Source organism: Rhodococcus sp. IEGM 1341 (genome assembly GCF_030056895.1).
Taxonomy (GTDB): Bacteria; Actinomycetota; Actinomycetes; order Mycobacteriales; family Mycobacteriaceae; genus Rhodococcoides.
This window is the reverse complement of record NZ_JASHKV010000009.1, coordinates 1-17,484: the sequence shown is the minus strand read 5'-3', so window position 1 is coordinate 17,484 and position 17,484 is coordinate 1. Positions and strand designations below refer to the sequence as shown.

The window sequence follows — 17,484 nt, the reverse complement described above, 5'->3', positions numbered from 1 at the left end:
TGTTGACCGAACCAAGTCGGGCGTTTACAGTTCGATCACCAGACCACAAGGACGACGATGACCGATACTGCACCCTCGCCCACCGGCACCGCGAACAGCGCCCGCGCGCTCGCCATCGCAGCGCTCGGCACCCTGCTGACCCTGATGGCGTTCACCGCACCGCTCGCGACCATCAACAGCACCGCAGCCGATCTGATGTCCGACGCCGCAGGACGCACCTGGATTCTCAGCTCCATGAGCATCGGCCTCGCCGCGGCGTTGCTCACCACCGGTACGGTCGCCGACGACTTCGGACGTCGCCGCACGTTCGCTCTCGGCGCGGTGGTCCTGGCCGTCGGCGCAATCGTCTGCGCGCTCGCCCCCAACACGCTGATCTTCGTTCTCGCCCGCATCCTGCAGGGCCTCGGCGGCGCGGCCGTCGTCGCCTCGAGCCTGGGCATCATCGCCCACACCCACCCGGCCGGTCCGGTGCGCGCGAAGGCCAGCGGGGTCTGGGGTGCGAGCGTGGGTGCAGGCATCGCTCTCGGCCCTCTGCTCGCCGCCATACTGGATCGCTCGGCGAGTTGGCGTACGGCCTACGTGGTGCTGGCGATCGCCACGCTCGCACTGGCCGTCGCCGCGCATGTGCTCGTCGAAGAATCCAGGTCCGACGCCCCCCGCGGCCTCGATCCGGTCGGCGCGTTGCTGTTGGCGACGGGCATCGCCGCGTTGTTGGCCGCCTTGGTCGAGGGCAGGCAGGGCTGGACAGCCATGGCCCCGATCATCTTGTTCGTACTGGCGGCCCTGTTGCTGTGTGCGTTCGTGGTCCTCGAATTGCGCAGTGCCGCTGCGATGCTCGATCTCACCCTCTTCCGACACCCGCCGTTTCTGGCCGCCACCGTCGCCGCGCTGGCCACCGGCGGCGGCATCATCGCCCTGATGTCGTACATGCCCGGATTCCTCGGAACCGTACTGGGAATCGATGCGCTCGGTGCCGCCCTGCTGCTGTTCGGTTGGTCGGCCACGTCCGTGGTCACCGCCTTGCTGGCCCGCAGGCTGCCCGCGTCGCTGAGCGGTCGAACGCAACTCGCCGTCGGGCTGGTGGGCGTCGCGATCGGCATGCTGATGCTGACGGGGTTGTCCGAGAACGCCTCCTGGCCGCGGTTGCTTCCCGGCCTGCTCGTGGCCGGCGTCGCCAGCGGCGTACTCAACGCTGCGCTCGGCCGCGAGGCGGTGGCCAGCGTTCCCGCCGGACGCGGCGGCATGGGCAGTGGTGCCAACAACACTGCGCGCTACGTCGGGTCCGCTATCGGGGTCACCGTCGTTGCGGTGGTTGCCGTTCCGGCCGGGAGTGGAGCCGGCGGACTGGTGCAGGGCTGGAACACCGCAGCTTTGGTCACCGCTGCGATCTCGGTTCTCGGGGCCGTGGTGGTGTCGTTCTCACGCGCCGGGCGCTAGCGAGTATTCCTGCTCCGGCCTCCCTGTCGATCCGTACCGCAGCTGCATGCGCAACCGGCCCTTGGACACCAGGGTCGCCAGATAGCGTTGCGCTGTCGCGCGTGAAATGCCGATGGCTGCAGCAACTTCGCCCGCGGACATCGGGTCGGCCGTCGTGCGCACCGCGTCGAGCACCAGGTCACGGGTCACGGACTGCGAGGACGGCAGCGGCGCGGCCGCGCGCGGGCGCAGCGCGTCGAGTCCGCCGTCGATGTCGGCCTGGGTCAGCTCCTCCGAACGGTCCAGTGCAGTCCGGTACGTCAGATACCCGGTGAGGCGGTCGATCAACGCCGATCGCGGAAACGGCTTGATCAGATACGTCCAGGCACCCGCGGTCATGGCCGCGCGCACCGTCTGTTGATCGGCTGCTGCCGAGAGCACCACTGCGTCGCAGGCGAGTTCGCGCACCAGGTCGATTCCCGATCCGTCGGGCAGATAGACGTCCACCAGCGCCAGATCGAACGACTGCGACGACGCCAACTCCCGAGCCTGAGCGACACTCGTCGCGACTGCGGCGACCTCGTAGTTGTCGAGTGAATTCACCAGTGCCGCATGCAGATCCGCAACCCGGAAATCGTCGTCCACGACCAGCACTCTCATTGCGAGACCTCATCTGCCTGTAGCGCGTCCGGTATCGACGCGATGAACACCGCGCCTCCTCGTTCGTTCTCCTCGGTGATCTGCCCACCGGCATCGGCCAGCGTCACGTCGCCACCGCGGGTGCGCGCGATCTGCCGACTCAGCGCCAGGCCCACTCCCCGACCGCCCGGCGATTCTTCGGTCGACTTGGTCGAGACTCCCTCGACGAACACCTGCTCGGGTGCCAGGTCCACCCCGTCTCCGGAATCGAGAACCACGATGTGCAACGTCGAACCATCCTGCACCAGTTCCACTTCCACCTCGGCCGGCCGCCTGACTCCCAGCCTGGCAGCATCGATCGCATTGTCGACGAGATTGCCCAGCACCGTGGTCACGTCGACGGGGACGGCCACTTCGCCGCCGACCCAGGTGTTCTCGCCCAACACCAACCGCACTCCGCTCTCCCTCGCATGCGCGGCCTTCGCCGTCAGAAACGACCGCAGATAGGCGTCGGACACGGCGTCGATGCCCTCGATGGATTCCGATCTCGGTCCGACACCGAGGATCTCGTCGATGTACTGCGACGCCCGATCCGGGTGACCCTCGTGCAGCAGTCCACTGACCAGATGCATCCGATTCGCGAACTCGTGACGCTGCGCGCGCAGCACAGCGGACATCGACTGCACCGCGTCGAGCTGACGCGTCAGCGTCTCCACGTCGGTTCGGTCGCGCACGGTCAGCACCGTACCCAGATCACGATTGTCTCGCAGTACTTTTCGGGCGGCCGCAATGACCACGACCTCGTTCACGGCCGCGAGAACCGGCTCGGACGTCGGCGATTCGATGACCTCGAGCAGCCTCGGGGTCAGACCGATGTCCTCGATGCGCATCCCCGGCTTACCGTCGATCGAGAGCAGGGTGCGCGCCTCGTCGTTGACGACCGTGACGACTCCATCGGGGTCGATGGCGACGACACCCTCACCGATTCCGTGCAACACCGCCTCTTGTTCCCGGACCAGTTCGGCGAGCTCCTCCGGCTCGAGCCCCAGAGTCAGCCGTTTCCATCTGCGCGCCAACAGAGTCGAGCCGATCAGCCCGAGCAGCAGTACGGCACCGGTCACCAACGCGCCGTTGATCAGATCTTTCACCAACTCGGTGCGCACGGCCGTCGTGGAGATTCCCACGCTCACTTCACCGATCACCACGTCGGTCGAACCGAGAGCCAGCACAGGCACTTTCGCGCGCACGGAGTCGCCGAGGGTGCCGCGCTCCTGCTCGACCACCTCGTTGCCCGCCAGCGCCCCCGACGGATCCGTACTCACCCGCTGACCCAGAACTGTCGGATCGGGATGCGCCAACCGCAGACCCCGATCGTCGGTGATGACGACGAACAGTGCGTCGGTGCGCATTCGGGCACCCTCGGCTGCACGCTGCAGTGCTCCGCCTGCCAACACTCCCGCAGGCGCGGCGTCGGTGCCTGCGGTGTCCACGGCAGAGAACTGCTCGACGAGCGAACGCACCTCCGGGTCCGACGCCACCGTCCGCGCAACGGCCAGTGCACGTTCGCCGTATTCCTCGCTCGCCTGGCTGCCACTGCTGATGGCGAAGACCCCGAACGCCACCGCCAGAGCCACCGCCACCAGCGCTGCCTGCAACAACAGCACCTGAGTCCTCAATCGCACCCAACCAGGCTATGCGCCGAGCGGGCTCGAGCACAATGCGCAAAAGGCTCTTTTCGTTGCTTGCGCGGGTAGTGCGCACAACAGCGAACATGTGATGCCGGTTACGTAACTTCAGTCACAACACGTAGTCCAACCGGACCCACCTCACACATTTCGAGAAGGAGTGCACGATGTTGGTGATACTCGGCTTCCTCATGGTAGCCGCCTTCATGTTCTTGATCCTGACCAAGAGAGCCACGCCCGTCGTCGCACTCACCCTCGTACCCGTCATCTTCGGTCTGCTGGCCGGCGCCGGACTCGGCATCGGTGACATGATCACCGACGGCATCAAGTCCCTGGCCCCCACTGCAGCCCTGCTGTTCTTCGCGATCATCTTCTTCGGAATCATGATCGACGTCGGACTGTTCGACCCGCTGGTGCGCGGCATCCTGCGCCTCGTGCGAAACGACCCGATGAAACTCGTTGTCGGAACAGCCATTCTGGCCATGGTCGTCTCGCTCGACGGTGACGGCTCCACCACGTTCATCATCGTCACGTCCGCGCTGCTGCCGCTGTACCTCAAACTCGGTGTCAGCCCGGTCATTCTGACCGTCGTCGCCGGTCTCGCCAACGGCACGATGAACATCATCCCGTGGGGCGGCCCGACGGTGCGCGCCGCATCCGCTCTCGGCATCTCCCCGTCCGATGTCTTCGTTCCGATGGTTCCCTCGATGATCGTCGGCCTGATCATCGTGCTGCTGTTCGCCGTGCACCTGGGCATCATGGAGCGTCGTCGCATCGGCAAGTTGATCTACGAACCCGAACTGGTGGCCTCCGGTGGCGGCGGCAGTATCCGCAAGGGCGGCAAGGGAACCGGCGGATCAGGCACCGGCGGATCGGACGACTCCGGCGAATCGGGTCAGTTCTTCGACGGCCTGGACCCCAATCGCGACACGCTGCGCCCGAAGTTGCTGTGGTTCAACGCTGCTCTGACGGTCATCCTGCTCGTCATCCTCGTCATGGACATCCTGCCCATCCCTGTGCTGTTCATGATCGCTGCCTCGATCGCTCTGACCGTCAACTTCCCCAAGGTCAAGGAACAGGGCGACGCGATCGCACGGCACTCGTCCTCCATCGTCTCCGTGGTCGCCATGGTGCTCGCCGCAGCAATTCTCACCGGCGTCTTCCAGGGCACCGGCATGGTCGAGGCCATGGCCGAGTGGCTGCTCAACGTCATCCCGGCGGGCATGGGCCCGTACCTGGCCGTCATCACCGGCATCCTGAGCATCCCGCTGACGTTCTTCATGACCAACGACGCCTTCTACTTCGGCATCCTCCCGGTGTTGACCGAGACCGCGAGCAAGTACGGCATCGACCCCGTCGAGATGGCCCGTGCGTCGATCACCGGTCAGCCCGTCCACCTGCAGAGTCCGCTGGTTCCGGCCATCCTGCTGCTGGTCACCCTCGCCGGAGTGTCGCTGGCCGATCACCACAAGAAGGTGCTGTGGCGAGCTGTGGTCGTCTCCCTCGCGATGCTGGCCGTCGGCATCCTCCTCGGCCAGATCCCGTTCGGCTGATCCCCCACCCCACTCGTCGTAGGAGAAACTGTCATGACCGTTGGCGTACTGCACAACAATTCACCCGAGGGCCGCGCAGCGTTGGCGGCCGCAGTGCGAGAAGCCCGCATTCGAGAGACGGACCTCGTCGTCCTGCACGCACTCTCCGGATCGGCCGAGCCCTCCGCCGAGGCGGCCGAGACGCAGGCGGTATCCACGTCGGTGGAGACCGCTCTGGCCGATATCGATCACGCCGACGCCGTCTCCTGGACCGTGGCGGTGGGCCGGCCCGATCCCGATGCCGTCAACACCCTGCTGACCTTGGTCGAAGAGCAGAAGTCCGAGATCCTGGTGGTCGGCTCCCGACACCGCTCGGCGGTCGGAAAGTTCCTGATGGGACAGACCATTCAGCGCCTGCTCCTCGAGATTCCGGTCCCGGTTCTTCTGGTCAAGTCCGGAGCGTGAGTGCTCCGAAACGGATGAGACGAGTACTGGGGAACAGCCTCCGATGGATCGGCCTCGCGGCCGTATCCGTCGGGGGCTGGGCCCTTTTCGCGGCCCTGGGCCTGACGGCACCGTCGTTGTTCGCGGCCCTCGTCGTCGCTGTGGTGTTCGCTCTGACCGGCCTCGGCCCGGGTGCGGTACCGCGCCCGGCGTCGATGGCAGCGCAGGGCACGCTGGCCGTCACCATCGGTCTGATGCTCGACACCGACACTCTCGGCGCGTTGGGCGAGAACTGGATTCCCGCCGTTCTCGTGGGTGCGGGCACGCTGATCGTCAGCGCCGGTTGCGGCGCACTGCTCGCCCTGCATCGCGATGTCGACCCCGTCACCGGAGCACTGTCCCTGATCGCCGGTGGCGCAACGGGTCTGGTGTCCATCGCCCGAGAACTCGGCGGGGACGAGCGGATCGTGGCCGTGGTGCAATACCTGCGCGTCGCGCTCGTGGTGGTCACGATGCCGCTGATCGTCACGTTCGCGTTCCACACCGACACCGGCGGCGGAGCAGGCGCGGACTATACGGCGACGACGCCCTGGTACATCGGCACGGCCTTTCTGATCGCCGCCGTCATCGCCGGAATCGTTCTGGCGCGGCTCATCCGACTGCCCGCGCCGGCGACGCTCGGACCGCTGATCGTCGCCGGCGCCTGCGAACTGCTCGGATGGCCCGTGGACATCTCGGTACCCACGGTGCTGCTGCCGGTGGCGTTCATCGTCATCGGATGGCAAGCGGGGCTCGCCTTCACCGTGTCGAGCCTGCGGGCCATCGGTCGCATCTTCCCGTGGGCCGCACTGCTGGTGCTCTCGATCGGGTTGGTGTGCGCGCTGTTCGGCTGGGCGCTGTCTGCGATCACCGGGGTCAGCATGCTCACCGGGTACCTCGCGACCACACCCGGCGGCCTGGCGGCTGTGCTCGCCGTGTCGGCGACCACGGGGTCGGATGTCACCTTCGTCGCATGTGTGCAGGTGATCCGACTGGTGTCGATGCTCGTGGCCGCGCCACTCGCCGCAGCCGCGTACACGAAACTGGCCGAGCGCAAGAAAGCCAGGACGGCAAGCGAATCAACCGTCGGCGCGGGGTAATTCGACCCGGAAGGTCGCACCCTGACCGGGGGTACTCTGCACCCGAACGGTGCCGTTGTGCGCCGCCACCAAGGCCGCGACGATCGAGAGCCCGAGCCCGCTGCCGCCGCTCTCGCGCGTCCGGGAGGAGTCGGCTCGATAGAAGCGCTCGAACACGTGCGCCGCCTCTTCCTCGCCCAGACCGGGGCCGGTGTCCTGGACTTCGAGCAGCACCGAGGACTGGGAGGTCCCGACGCAGACGGTGATCGACGCCGATTCGGGTGTGTGCCGCACCGCGTTTCCGACGAGGTTCGCCAGTACCTGCCGCAGGCGAGCGTCGTCGCCGCTGACCTCGGGTATTCCCGGCCCGGCCAACACTTTCAGCGAGATGTCCCGCGCGGGTGAGACCGCCTTGGCGTCGTGCACGGCATCGGCGGCGATGGTCAGTAGGTCGACGCGACGCATGTCGAGCGGGCGTTGCGCGTCGAGTCGCGCGAGCATCAGCAGGTCTTCGACGAGCAGGCCCATCCGCGCCGATTCGCCCTCGATACGCGTCATCAGCAACGAGATGTCGCTCATCGCGCCCTGCCGATACAACTCGGCGAACCCGCGGATCGTCGTCAGCGGGGTACGTAGTTCGTGGCTGGCGTCGGCGACGAAGCGGCGCATCCGATCCTCGGACGCACGAGCCGCCTCCTCCGAGGCCGCAGTTGCCGCGAATGCCCGCTGAATCTGCGAGAGCATTCCGTTGAGGGCTAGTGACAATCGGCCCACCTCGGTCTTCTCACTCCACTCGGGAACCCGGCGATGCAGGTCTCCGGCAGCGATGGCCGCGGCCGTCGTCTCCACTTCACGCAACGGTCGCAGACTGCGTCGCACCACGAAGTAGGCGATCACGGCCAGGGCCAGCAACACGGCGGCACCGATGTAGAACTGCAGCACCACGAGCCGGCTGACGGTCTGTTGGTTGGCGCTGAGCGACATGCCGACGGTGGTGGACCCCTCGCTGTTGGTCACCGTGATGACCCGCCACTCCTTCGACGGGTCGCCCTCGGAACCGACGGTCTTCGGAGTTGCCGACGGCGCACCGGAGAGGTCCGGAACACTCTCGGCCACGTCGTTGATCGGGCCCCGGACGGTACCGTCGTTGGCCACGGACCGAACGAAGAAGTTCGTCGGCGGCCGGTTCGGGTTGGGCTCGTCGATCGGAAAGGGCGGGCGTTCGCCACCCGGTTTCGCCCATCCCTGGGACGCTTCGACCAGTTGACTGTCCAGGCGACGCATCAGGGAGGACTCGAGCGACGACGTCACCGCCACACCGGACGCCAGCAGACCCAACCCGACCAGGAGCAGCAACGCCGCGACCAAGGTGAAACGCAGCGGCAGGCTCCGAATCCGACCTCGAACGGCCGTCACCGTGGCTGGCGCATGACGTAGCCGACGCCTCGCAGCGTGTGAATCAAGCGAGTGTCTCCGGTATCGACCTTGCGACGTAGGTACGACACATACGACTCCACCACTCCCACTTCACCACCGAAGTCGTAGTGCCACACGTGATCGAGGATTCGTGGCTTGCTCAACACGGTTCCCGCGTTCACCATGAAGTACCGCAGCAGCGTGAACTCGGTGGGCGAGAGCGAGATCGGCTCGCCTGCCTTCCACACCTCGTGGGTGTCGTCGTCGAGTTCGATGTCCGCGAACGCAACTCGCGACGGCTGCGCGTCCTCGCTCTTGCCCGACCGGCGCAGGATCACGCGGAGTCGGGCCACCACTTCCTCGAGCGAGAACGGCTTGGTGACGTAGTCGTCCGCACCGAGGGTCAGCCCGGTCACCTTGTCTTCCACCGAGTCACGCGCGGTCAGGAACAGGGCAGGCGCATCGATTCCGTCGGCCCGCAGTCGACGCAGCAGACCGAACCCGTCCATGCCGGGCATCATCACGTCGAGAATGAGAGCCTCGGGCCTGAAGTTGCGCGCCTTGTCGAGAGCCTCGGGACCGGACGACGCCGTCGCCACCTCGAATCCCTGATACCTCAGGCTGACCGACAGCAGTTCGACGATGGTCGGTTCGTCGTCGACGATCAGGACTCTGGCCTCGGGTGTCTCGCTCACGGTGTCCATCTTCGCGCGAGATGCTGCTCGTTCGCTGGACTCTCCCTGTGAGGTTGCTGTGAGCCACCGACAACGAGTGCACTGTGAGCCACCGACAACGAGGTTGCCGCGAGCCACCGACAACACAGCCCGGCCACAGGGGGCATGATGGCAGCGATGCTCGACGCGAAGACCGACGGCCGAATCAGGACTCGGCCTCCCGTGTCATCCATGCACGTATTCGCAACTCTGCTCGTATTGGGCATCGTCTTCGGTGCCGATATCGCGCGATGGGTCGACTCGTCCCCCGCGCTGAAGACCGGCGCGACGGTGTTCACCGGGATCTTCGTGCAGGCGACGCCGTTCCTGGTGCTCGGAGTACTCGTCAGCGGAAGTATCGCCGCGTTCGTCTCGCCGACGGTGCTTCGACGAGTGGTCCCGAAGAACGAAACGGCTGCCGTCGGAGTGACGGGACTGGCCGGAATGGCGCTGCCCGGTTGTGAGTGCGGCGCCGTCCCCGTCTCCCGTCGGCTCATGGATCAGGGTGTTCCGGCATCGGCCGCCCTCGCATTCCTGCTGTCGGCACCGGCGATCAACCCGGTCGTCCTGGTCTCGACCGCGGTGGCTTTTCCCGGCGAACCCGGCATGGTTCTCGCGCGGTTCCTCGGCTCGCTCGCCACTGCACTGGTGATGGGTTGGCTGTGGACCCGGTTCGGTAAGGCGGAGTGGATCACCGCGCGGCTGGCCGCTCGCGGACACGATCACGACCGCTCGAAGTGGGAGACGTTCCGCGAGTCGGCGCGTGCTGACCTGCTTCAGGCCGGGGCATTTCTCGTGTTCGGTGCTGCGGCCGCCGCGCTGCTGCATCTGGTGATTCCGGACTGGGTGTTCGCCCATCTCGCCGGGCAGTTGCTGCTGTCGATCCTGGTGATGGCCGTACTTGCGGTGATTCTGGCTCTGTGTTCGGAGGCCGATGCGTTCGTCGCCGCCAGCATGTCGATGCTGCCGCTGCTGCCGCGGTTGGTCTTCCTGGTGGTCGGACCTGCCGTCGACGTGAAGCTGATGGCGATGCAGGCGGGCAGTTTCGGACGCGGGTTCGTCGCACGTTTCGCCCCGCTGACGTTCGTCGTCGCGGTCGTGTGCGCCTCGGTGTGCGGCTACCTCGTTCTGGGAGCGCGATGAAGCGCGAGGTGCAGAACCTTCTGCTGTTTCTCCTCGGCGGAGCCATGGTCAAGATTTCGTTGGACGGCAGCTTTGTGCGATACGTCAAACCGTCGCTGCATCCGTATCTGCTGACTGCCGGCGTGTTGATCGTGCTCCTGGCGGCCGCGTCGATCGTGGCCGACATCCGCCGCGGGGGGCCGGCCGACGACGGGCACGGTCACGATTCGCGTCCGTACTGGCTGCTGTTGGTCCCGCTCGCGGTCATCCTGTTCGTCGCACCGCCCGCGCTGGGTGTCTCCGCGGTCGGCGATCGATCCGTCACCTCGGCGGCCGATCGTCAGCGGACAGCGTTTCCACCTCTCCCGGACGAGCGGGCGCCCGAGGTTCCGTTGCTCGATGTCGTACAACGCGCGGTCAGAGACACCGAAGGCAGCCTCGACGGACGGGAGATTCGCGTCACCGGATTCGCCGTCGCCACCGCGAACGGAGGCTCACCGCGCGCCGACGGCACGACTGACGGCATCGATCTCGCTCGCATTCTCATCATTTGCTGCGCGGCCGACGCCAGGTCCGTTCGCATCCACCTCGACGCAGGTAGCGCGTCTCTCGACGACATTTCGGACGGCACCTGGCTGCAGATATCGGGGACCGTCGACGCGGCCACAGCGACGGAGGACACCGCGTTCACACCCACGATGACCGTCTCCACGGTCGAGCGAATCGACGCGCCCGCGAACACGTACGCGTACTGACAACCCGAAACACATGGCCACTACCGACCCGAATTGGTACGATCGTACAAGTCACTTCCGACAATCGGACGAGCGCACCGTACCCGAACAGCGACAAGACGGTGCAAGGAGTGATTTTCGTGGCTTGGCTCATTCTCGTCGTCTCCGGCGTTCTCGAAGCGATCTGGGCGACCGCGCTCGGTAAGTCCGAGGGCTTCACCAAACTCGGACCGTCCGTCGTCTTCGGGGTCGCAGTGGTGCTCAGCATGATCGGTCTCGCGGTCGCGATGCGGTCGTTGCCCACCGGTACCGCCTACGCCGTCTGGGTGGGAATCGGTGCCACCCTCACCGTCGCGTACGCCATGATCACCGGCGAAGAAGCTGCGTCACTGCTCAAGGTGGCGCTTCTGGTCGGCATCGTCGGATGCGTCGTGGGACTGAAGGTTCTTCACTGATTTTCCGAGCTACGAGCAGTTACAGTAAAACGATGAACTGGGTGTCAGCGATCACACTGCCCGCGCGCGCCGGAATTGCCATCGCCGAGCAGGCGATCGGCGTCGCGGAGGTCGCGTTGGCCACCACCAGGATGGCCTTGGCCACCGGTGCATCCGGCACCGCAGGTGTCGCCTCGCTCGCCAATCCACGCGGCGGCACCATGCAACTGCTCGCCCAGCTCGGCCAACTCACCTCCGACGACCGCGCCCTGGGCAACGCACTCAAGGAAGGCGGACCCTTGGACCGCCTTCTCGCCCAGGGCGGCGTCGTCGACCGCCTCACTTCCGAGGACGGCACCCTCGAGCGGTTGCTCTCCCCGGGCGGCCCGGTCGAGCGAATTCTGGCTCCGGGCGGACCCTTGGACCGGCTGCTCGCCGAGGACGGACCGCTCGAACGACTGCTCGCCGAAGGCGGTCTGCTCGACCGCATCACCGCCACCAACGGACCGCTCGAACGACTGACGGCCAAGGACGGCCCGCTCGAGGTGCTCACGCGTCAGGACGGCCTGATCGAGCGTGCCATCGCCGATGAGGGCATCCTCGAAACGCTGCTCGCCGAGGACGGTGCCATCGAGCGACTGACAGCCAAGGGCGGACCGCTCGATCAGCTGGTCAAGCTGTCGGAGACACTGACGTCGGTGGCCCCGAACATCGAGCGGATGAGCATCTCGATCGACATCCTGCAGGATTCCGTGGAGATCCTCTCGGCTGCGGTCCACCCACTGGGCGAGCTGGTCGGCCGACTCCCGAGTCGCTGGCTCAAGAGCGGGAAACAGTCGGTTCACGAGTTGCACTGACGCCCCGGCCCCTGCGGCGAAATTCTCGACTCTCGGGGCTGCGGCGGTGACCCGTTGTTAGCGCTCACACTGGTGAGCGGGGGTGCGGAAAATAAACTTTGACAATGCCGATGTTATCGCTCACACTTTCGTCTTGATGTGATGTGCGGCACAGACGATGCCACTCTCCACCAACTTCGAGATCTGATTTCACCGAGCAGGGAGAAACGATGAAGTTTCGACATCTACCCATGGCCGCGGCTGCGGTGGCACTGGCCATCACGGTCACCGCATGCGGATCGAGCACCAAGACGGCGGACGTCCAGCCGGCCGACGGCGGAAGCACGGCGGGCGCGCTGATCGGCGTGACGATGCCGACCAAGTCCTCGGCTCGATGGATCGCCGACGGCGACAATCTCAAGAGCGCACTCGAAGGACAGGGCTACAAGGTCGATCTGCAGTACGCGGAGAACGACATTCCCACCCAGGTGAATCAGATCGAGAACCAGATCACCCAGGGCGCAAAGCTTCTCATCGTGGCCTCGGTGGACGGCACCGCGATCACCACCCAGTTGCAGGAAGCCAAGGACAACGGCATCGGCGTCATCGCGTACGACCGCCTCATCCGCAACTCCCCCAACGTCGACTACTACGCGACGTTCGACAACTACAAGGTCGGCGTCGACCAGGCCACGTCTCTGCTCGTCGGCCTCGGATTGAAGAACGAGGACGGCACCGACAAGGCCGACGCCCCAGCCGGTCCGTTGAACATCGAGGTCTTCGCCGGTTCTCCCGACGACAACAACGCCACGTTCTTCTTCGACGGCGCGATGGAGACTCTGCAGCCGTACCTGGACGACGGAACCCTGAAGATCGGCAGCGGCGAATCCGACTTCGAGACGGCCGCAACACTGCGCTGGGATCCGGCGACCGCGCAGAAGCGCATGGAGGACCTGCTCACCAAGACGTACTCCTCGGGCCAGCAGGTTCAGGGCGTGCTCTCGCCGTACGACGGCCTGTCGATCGGAATCCTCTCCGCGCTCAAGAGCAACGGCTACGGCACAGCAGGGCAGCCCTACCCCATCGTCACCGGTCAGGACGCCGAGGTGCCGTCGGTGAAGTCGATCATCGCCGACGAGCAGTACTCCACGATCTACAAGGACACCCGGCAACTGGCCGAGGTCACGATCGCGATGGCTCAGTCCATGCTCGACGGTCAGACGCCGGAGACGAACAACACGACGGACTACGACAACGGCGAGAAGGTCGTCCCCGCGTACCTGCTGCAGCCCGAGATCGTCAACAAGGGCAACTACGAGCAGCTGCTGGTCGAAGGCGGCTACTACACCGAGGATCAGTTGAAGTGAGTTCGGAGATGACGAGCCCGATCTTGGAGATGCGCGGCATCACCAAGACGTTTCCCGGCGTGAAGGCGCTGCAGGATGTCACTCTCTCGGTCGATCGCGGCGAAATCCACGCGATCTGCGGTGAGAACGGCGCCGGAAAGTCGACACTCATGAAGGTGCTGTCGGGTGTGTATCCACACGACACATTCGACGGCGAGATCGTGTTCGACGGTCGCGCCTGCGAGTTCTCCGACATCCGGAGCAGCGAGGCCGAGGGCATCGTCATCATCCATCAGGAACTCGCGTTGAGTCCGTACCTGTCCATCGCCGAGAACATCTTTCTCGGCAACGAGCGGTCCAGGCGCGGGTTCATCGACTGGAACCGAACCAATTCCGAGGCCGCAGCCCTACTGAATCGAGTGGGGCTGCGGGAGAACCCGGTCACCGTGGTCAACGATCTCGGGGTCGGCAAACAGCAACTCGTCGAGATCGCCAAGGCGTTGTCCAAGGACGTCACGCTGCTGATTCTCGACGAACCGACTGCAGCACTGAACGATTCGGACTCGGCTCACCTGCTGGACCTGCTGCGGGGTCTGCGAGACGAGGGAATCACGTGCGTGATCATCTCGCACAAGCTCAACGAGATCGCGGCCGTCGCCGACCGCACCACGATCATTCGCGACGGCCGCACCATCGAGACGTTGGACATGCGCAGCCCCGAGGTCACCGAGGATCGCATCATCTCGCTGATGGTCGGCCGCGATCTCGAGCACCGTTTCCCACCGCACGAATCCACTGTGGGAGAGGAAGTTCTGCGTATCGAGGACTGGACCGTGCACAGCCCGACCCAGCACGGCCGAACCGTCGTCGACGGAGCGAATCTGACGCTGCGCCGTGGTGAGATCGTCGGCCTGGCCGGGCTGATGGGTGCCGGACGCACCGAATTGGCCATGAGTGTCTTCGGACGCAGTTACGGCATCGACATCTCGGGGCGACTGTACAAGTACGGCAAGGAAATACACGTCAAATCCGTAAGCGACGCCATCCATCACGGAATCGCGTACGCCACCGAGGACCGAAAGCGCTACGGCCTCAACCTGATCGACGACATCAAACGCAACATCTCCACTGCGGCACTCGACAAACTGGTGACCGGTGGCTTCGTCGACGACAACCAGGAATACAAGGTGGCCGAAGGCTTCCGGAAGAGCATGAACATCAAGGCACCGAACGTCTCTGCCGTCGTCGGCAAGCTCTCCGGCGGCAATCAGCAGAAAGTCGTGCTGAGCAAGTGGATCTTCAGCGATCCCGACGTGCTCATCCTCGACGAACCGACGCGAGGAATCGACGTCGGCGCGAAGTTCGAAATCTATTCGATCATCAACGATCTCGCCGACGCAGGCAAGGCAATTCTGGTGATCTCCTCCGAGCTACCGGAACTGCTCGGACTGTGCGACCGGATCTACGCGCTGTCCGCAGGCCGGATCACCGGTGAGGTGACTCGCGAGGACGCGACACAGGAATCCCTCATGCACCTCATGACCCGTGGAACAGGAGTACTTCGATGAACCAGCTGTCGACCGTACGGGGGCTGCTCACGCGAAACCTCCGCCAGAGCGGGATCTTCATCGCGTTCGCGTTGATCATCCTGCTGTTCACCGTTCTCACCGGCGGCCAACTGCTGGTCCCGCAGAACATCAGCAACATGGTGGTCCAGAACTCGTACATCCTCATCCTGGCCATCGGCATGGTCGTGATCATCATCGCGGGCCACATCGACCTGTCCGTCGGATCGGTTGTCGCGGCGACCGGAGCGATCTCGGGTGTGCTGATGGTTCAGCAGAACGTGCCGTGGCCTCTTGCGGTGCTCATCACGCTGATCATCGGCGGTCTGATCGGAGCCTGGCAGGGCTATTGGGTTGCGTACTTCGGCATTCCGGCATTCATCGTGACCCTGGCCGGCATGCTCATCTTCCGCGCGGTCACCCTCATCGTGCTCGGGAACCAGGGCATCGGACCGTTCCCCGGGCCCGTGCGCACTCTCTCCAACGGCTTCCTCCCCGGCTTCCTGGGCAACGTGGGACTCGGGCCGCTCGGGGGTGCGGACATCTTCACCCTGCTCGTCGCGATCCTCGCCGTTGCCGGAATCGTGTTCACGCAGTGGCGTTCTCGGACTGGTCGGCAGAAGTGCGGGCAGGCCGTCGACGCGATGCCCCTGTTCCTGCTCAAGATGGTTCTGGCCGGCGGTCTGGTTCTCGCCGTCGCCGTCCAGCTGGCGCGCTTCAAGAACCTGCCGTACGTGCTGATCCTTCTCGCCGTACTGGTGATGGGTTATTCCACGCTGGCAGGCAGGACGGTGTTCGGTCGGCACGTGTACGCCATCGGCGGAAACATCCACGCTGCATCGCTGTCCGGTATCAAGGTCAAGCCGGTGACCTTCTGGATCTTCGTCAACATGGGAGTCCTGTCCGCCCTCGCCGGAATCATCTTCGCCGGCCGCCTCAACCAGGCCGGTCCCACTGCAGGCAACGGCTTCGAGCTCGACGCTATCGCCGCGGCCTTCATCGGTGGCGCAGCGGTGCAGGGCGGTGTCGGCCGCATCGTCGGTGCGCTCACCGGCGGACTCATCATCGCCGTGATCAACAGCGGAATGTCGCTCATCGGTTCGCCCAGCGAACGCGTTCAGCTGGTCAAGGGCCTGGTACTCCTCGCCGCAGTGGCATTCGACATCTGGACCAAGCGCCGAGCAGCGAGCGGCAAGGGCAACAAGGGCGACAAAGCTGCGCCTCCGAGCAGCTATCTGGGAGTGCCTGTGCCGGCCGAGATGTTCTCCGGTGCCGAGCCAGGCAAGCCTGCGCCCACCACGACCGGTTCCGCGGTGACAACACCCACGTAATCCACACAGTCGCGGGCACCACCGGCCCGGGCATGCTGTGATTGTCTTCGATCACGAAGGGAGGCTCGGAAGATGACACCCACTCGCGGACCCGCCATGACCGATGTCGCCCGTCTCGCCGGCGTGTCCCATCAGACCGTCTCCCGCGTCATCAACGGTCATCCCAACGTGACCGAAGCGACGAGAACCAAAGTGCATCAGGCGATCTCGGAACTCGGCTATCGACCGAACACTGCTGCCCGCGCTCTGGTCACCGGCCGCAGCAAGACCATCGGAATCGTCGGGACCGGAAACGCTCTCTACGGTCCGGTGTCGACGCTGTACAGCGTCGAGTACGCAGCCCGTCACGCCGGCTACTCCGTGGTGGTCGGCGTCCCCACCTCGTTCGACGAGGCAGCCATCATCACCTGTGTGCGCCGGTTGCAGAAGCAGGGTGTCGACGGCGTCGTCGTCATCGCGCCTCTACGAACCGACGGCGGCGACATCGCCGATCTGGCCGGGGAACTCCCACTCGTCGCCGTGGAGGGTTCGCCTGCCGGTGATCTGGCCGTCGTCTCGGTGGACCAGATCGCCGGAGCGAAGGCAGCAACCAGTCACCTGCTCTCGCTCGGACACAGCGCCGTGTGGCACGTTGCCGGACCGCTGGGGTGGTACGAGGCCGGCGACCGCGTCACCGGATGGCGGATGGCCCACGAGGAAGCAGGCATCGAACCGCCGCCCACCCTCGGCGGCGACTGGACCGCGAAATCAGGGTTCCGGGCCGGCAGCGAACTGGCCGTCGACGCCGACGTCACCGCAGTGTTCGCAGGCAACGACTCCATGGCGCTCGGGGTGCTCCGCGCGCTGAACGTCCACGGAAAGCGAGTACCGCAGGACGTCAGCGTGGTCGGCTTCGACGATGTTCCCGACGCGGAATTCTTCTCACCGCCCCTGACCACCATTCGCCAGGAATTCACCGACGTCGGCGTACGAAGCGTCGAAATTCTGCTGGACCAGATCGACACCGGAAACCGAAGCACCAGGCGTTCGAGCATCGAACCGACCCTGGTGATCCGATCCAGCACCGGCACCCCACGTGCATAGAACCTCGTAGCCTGCTACGGGCGGATTCGAGCGGTGGTCGCAACGGGCCTGATCATTAGGGATGTTTGCG

Annotated in this window: 16 protein-coding genes and 1 riboswitch; of the genes, 12 read left to right on the top strand and 4 right to left on the bottom strand. The window is 65.4% G+C overall.

The window, feature by feature from the left end; all coding sequences use genetic code 11:
• The first annotated feature begins 57 nt into the window (after positions 1-57).
• Positions 58-1,437 carry an MFS transporter gene (locus QM615_RS18050; protein ID WP_149404968.1) on the top strand — a complete coding sequence of 460 codons (1,380 nt, stop codon included), beginning with the start codon at positions 58-60 and terminating at the stop codon, positions 1,435-1,437.
• Here QM615_RS18050 and QM615_RS18045 read toward each other — a convergent pair.
• Positions 1,420-2,076 (bottom strand): response regulator, encoded by a 657-nt coding sequence (locus QM615_RS18045; RefSeq protein ID WP_149404967.1) that lies wholly within the window; start codon positions 2,074-2,076, stop codon positions 1,420-1,422. The two genes, QM615_RS18050 and QM615_RS18045, sit on opposite strands and share 18 nt — an antisense overlap.
• The gene (locus QM615_RS18040; RefSeq protein WP_149404966.1) at positions 2,073-3,737 is read right to left on the bottom strand and encodes a sensor histidine kinase; all 1,665 of its coding nucleotides are present in this window, start codon (positions 3,735-3,737) and stop codon (positions 2,073-2,075) included. Before QM615_RS18040 ends, QM615_RS18045 begins: the two co-directional genes overlap by 4 nt.
• A 170-nt stretch (positions 3,738-3,907) precedes the next feature.
• On the opposite strand from QM615_RS18040, the gene QM615_RS18035 reads away from it, so the two are divergent.
• From QM615_RS18035 to QM615_RS18025, 3 genes are read left to right on the top strand one after another with little or no spacing between them, the layout of a single operon-like run.
• Complete coding sequence (locus QM615_RS18035) at positions 3,908-5,293, top strand: CitMHS family transporter (RefSeq protein WP_068055829.1); 1,386 nt, start codon at positions 3,908-3,910, stop codon at positions 5,291-5,293.
• A gap of 33 nt (positions 5,294-5,326) precedes the next feature.
• Positions 5,327-5,737 carry a universal stress protein gene (locus QM615_RS18030; protein ID WP_068055827.1) on the top strand — a complete coding sequence of 137 codons (411 nt, stop codon included), beginning with the start codon at positions 5,327-5,329 and terminating at the stop codon, positions 5,735-5,737.
• 14 nt (positions 5,738-5,751) lie between these two features.
• Entirely contained in the window at positions 5,752-6,855 is a 1,104-nt protein-coding gene (locus QM615_RS18025; protein ID WP_188078587.1) for an AbrB family transcriptional regulator, read from the top strand.
• Here QM615_RS18025 and QM615_RS18020 read toward each other — a convergent pair.
• A complete protein-coding gene (locus QM615_RS18020; RefSeq protein WP_262498237.1) occupies positions 6,835-8,250 on the bottom strand; it encodes a sensor histidine kinase in 1,416 nt (471 codons plus the stop codon). The genes QM615_RS18025 and QM615_RS18020 overlap by 21 nt on opposite strands.
• Positions 8,247-8,954 (bottom strand): response regulator transcription factor, encoded by a 708-nt coding sequence (locus QM615_RS18015; RefSeq protein ID WP_068055814.1) that lies wholly within the window; start codon positions 8,952-8,954, stop codon positions 8,247-8,249. The genes QM615_RS18020 and QM615_RS18015 overlap by 4 nt, the downstream gene beginning before the upstream one ends.
• 201 nt (positions 8,955-9,155) lie before the next feature.
• On the opposite strand from QM615_RS18015, the gene QM615_RS18010 reads away from it, so the two are divergent.
• From QM615_RS18010 to QM615_RS17975, 8 genes are all read left to right on the top strand, one after another.
• Positions 9,156-10,106 carry a permease gene (locus tag QM615_RS18010; protein WP_262498236.1) on the top strand — a complete coding sequence of 317 codons (951 nt, stop codon included), beginning with the start codon at positions 9,156-9,158 and terminating at the stop codon, positions 10,104-10,106.
• The gene (locus QM615_RS18005) at positions 10,103-10,840 is read left to right on the top strand and encodes a TIGR03943 family putative permease subunit (RefSeq protein WP_149404963.1); all 738 of its coding nucleotides are present in this window, start codon (positions 10,103-10,105) and stop codon (positions 10,838-10,840) included. Before QM615_RS18010 ends, QM615_RS18005 begins: the two co-directional genes overlap by 4 nt.
• Positions 10,841-10,885: 45 nt before the next feature.
• Positions 10,886-10,948, top strand: a riboswitch (guanidine-III (ykkC-III) riboswitch).
• 11 nt (positions 10,949-10,959) lie between these two features.
• The gene (locus QM615_RS18000; RefSeq protein ID WP_068055819.1) at positions 10,960-11,274 is read left to right on the top strand and encodes a DMT family transporter; all 315 of its coding nucleotides are present in this window, start codon (positions 10,960-10,962) and stop codon (positions 11,272-11,274) included.
• 32 nt (positions 11,275-11,306) lie between these two features.
• A complete protein-coding gene (locus tag QM615_RS17995) occupies positions 11,307-12,110 on the top strand; it encodes an ABC transporter (protein WP_283347702.1) in 804 nt (267 codons plus the stop codon).
• Positions 12,111-12,319: 209 nt separating this feature from the next.
• On the top strand, positions 12,320-13,456 hold the full coding sequence (gene chvE, locus QM615_RS17990; protein ID WP_149404962.1) for a multiple monosaccharide ABC transporter substrate-binding protein: 1,137 nt from the start codon (positions 12,320-12,322) through the stop codon (positions 13,454-13,456).
• An 8-nt stretch (positions 13,457-13,464) separates the two neighbouring features.
• Complete coding sequence (gene mmsA, locus QM615_RS17985; RefSeq protein ID WP_149404961.1) at positions 13,465-15,003, top strand: multiple monosaccharide ABC transporter ATP-binding protein; 1,539 nt, start codon at positions 13,465-13,467, stop codon at positions 15,001-15,003.
• Complete coding sequence (gene mmsB / locus QM615_RS17980; RefSeq protein ID WP_283347701.1) at positions 15,000-16,331, top strand: multiple monosaccharide ABC transporter permease; 1,332 nt, start codon at positions 15,000-15,002, stop codon at positions 16,329-16,331. Before mmsA ends, mmsB begins: the two co-directional genes overlap by 4 nt.
• 72 nt (positions 16,332-16,403) lie before the next feature.
• Positions 16,404-17,414, top strand: coding sequence for a LacI family DNA-binding transcriptional regulator (locus QM615_RS17975; protein WP_149404960.1), 1,011 nt, complete (start codon positions 16,404-16,406; stop codon positions 17,412-17,414).
• Positions 17,415-17,484 lie beyond the last annotated feature (70 nt).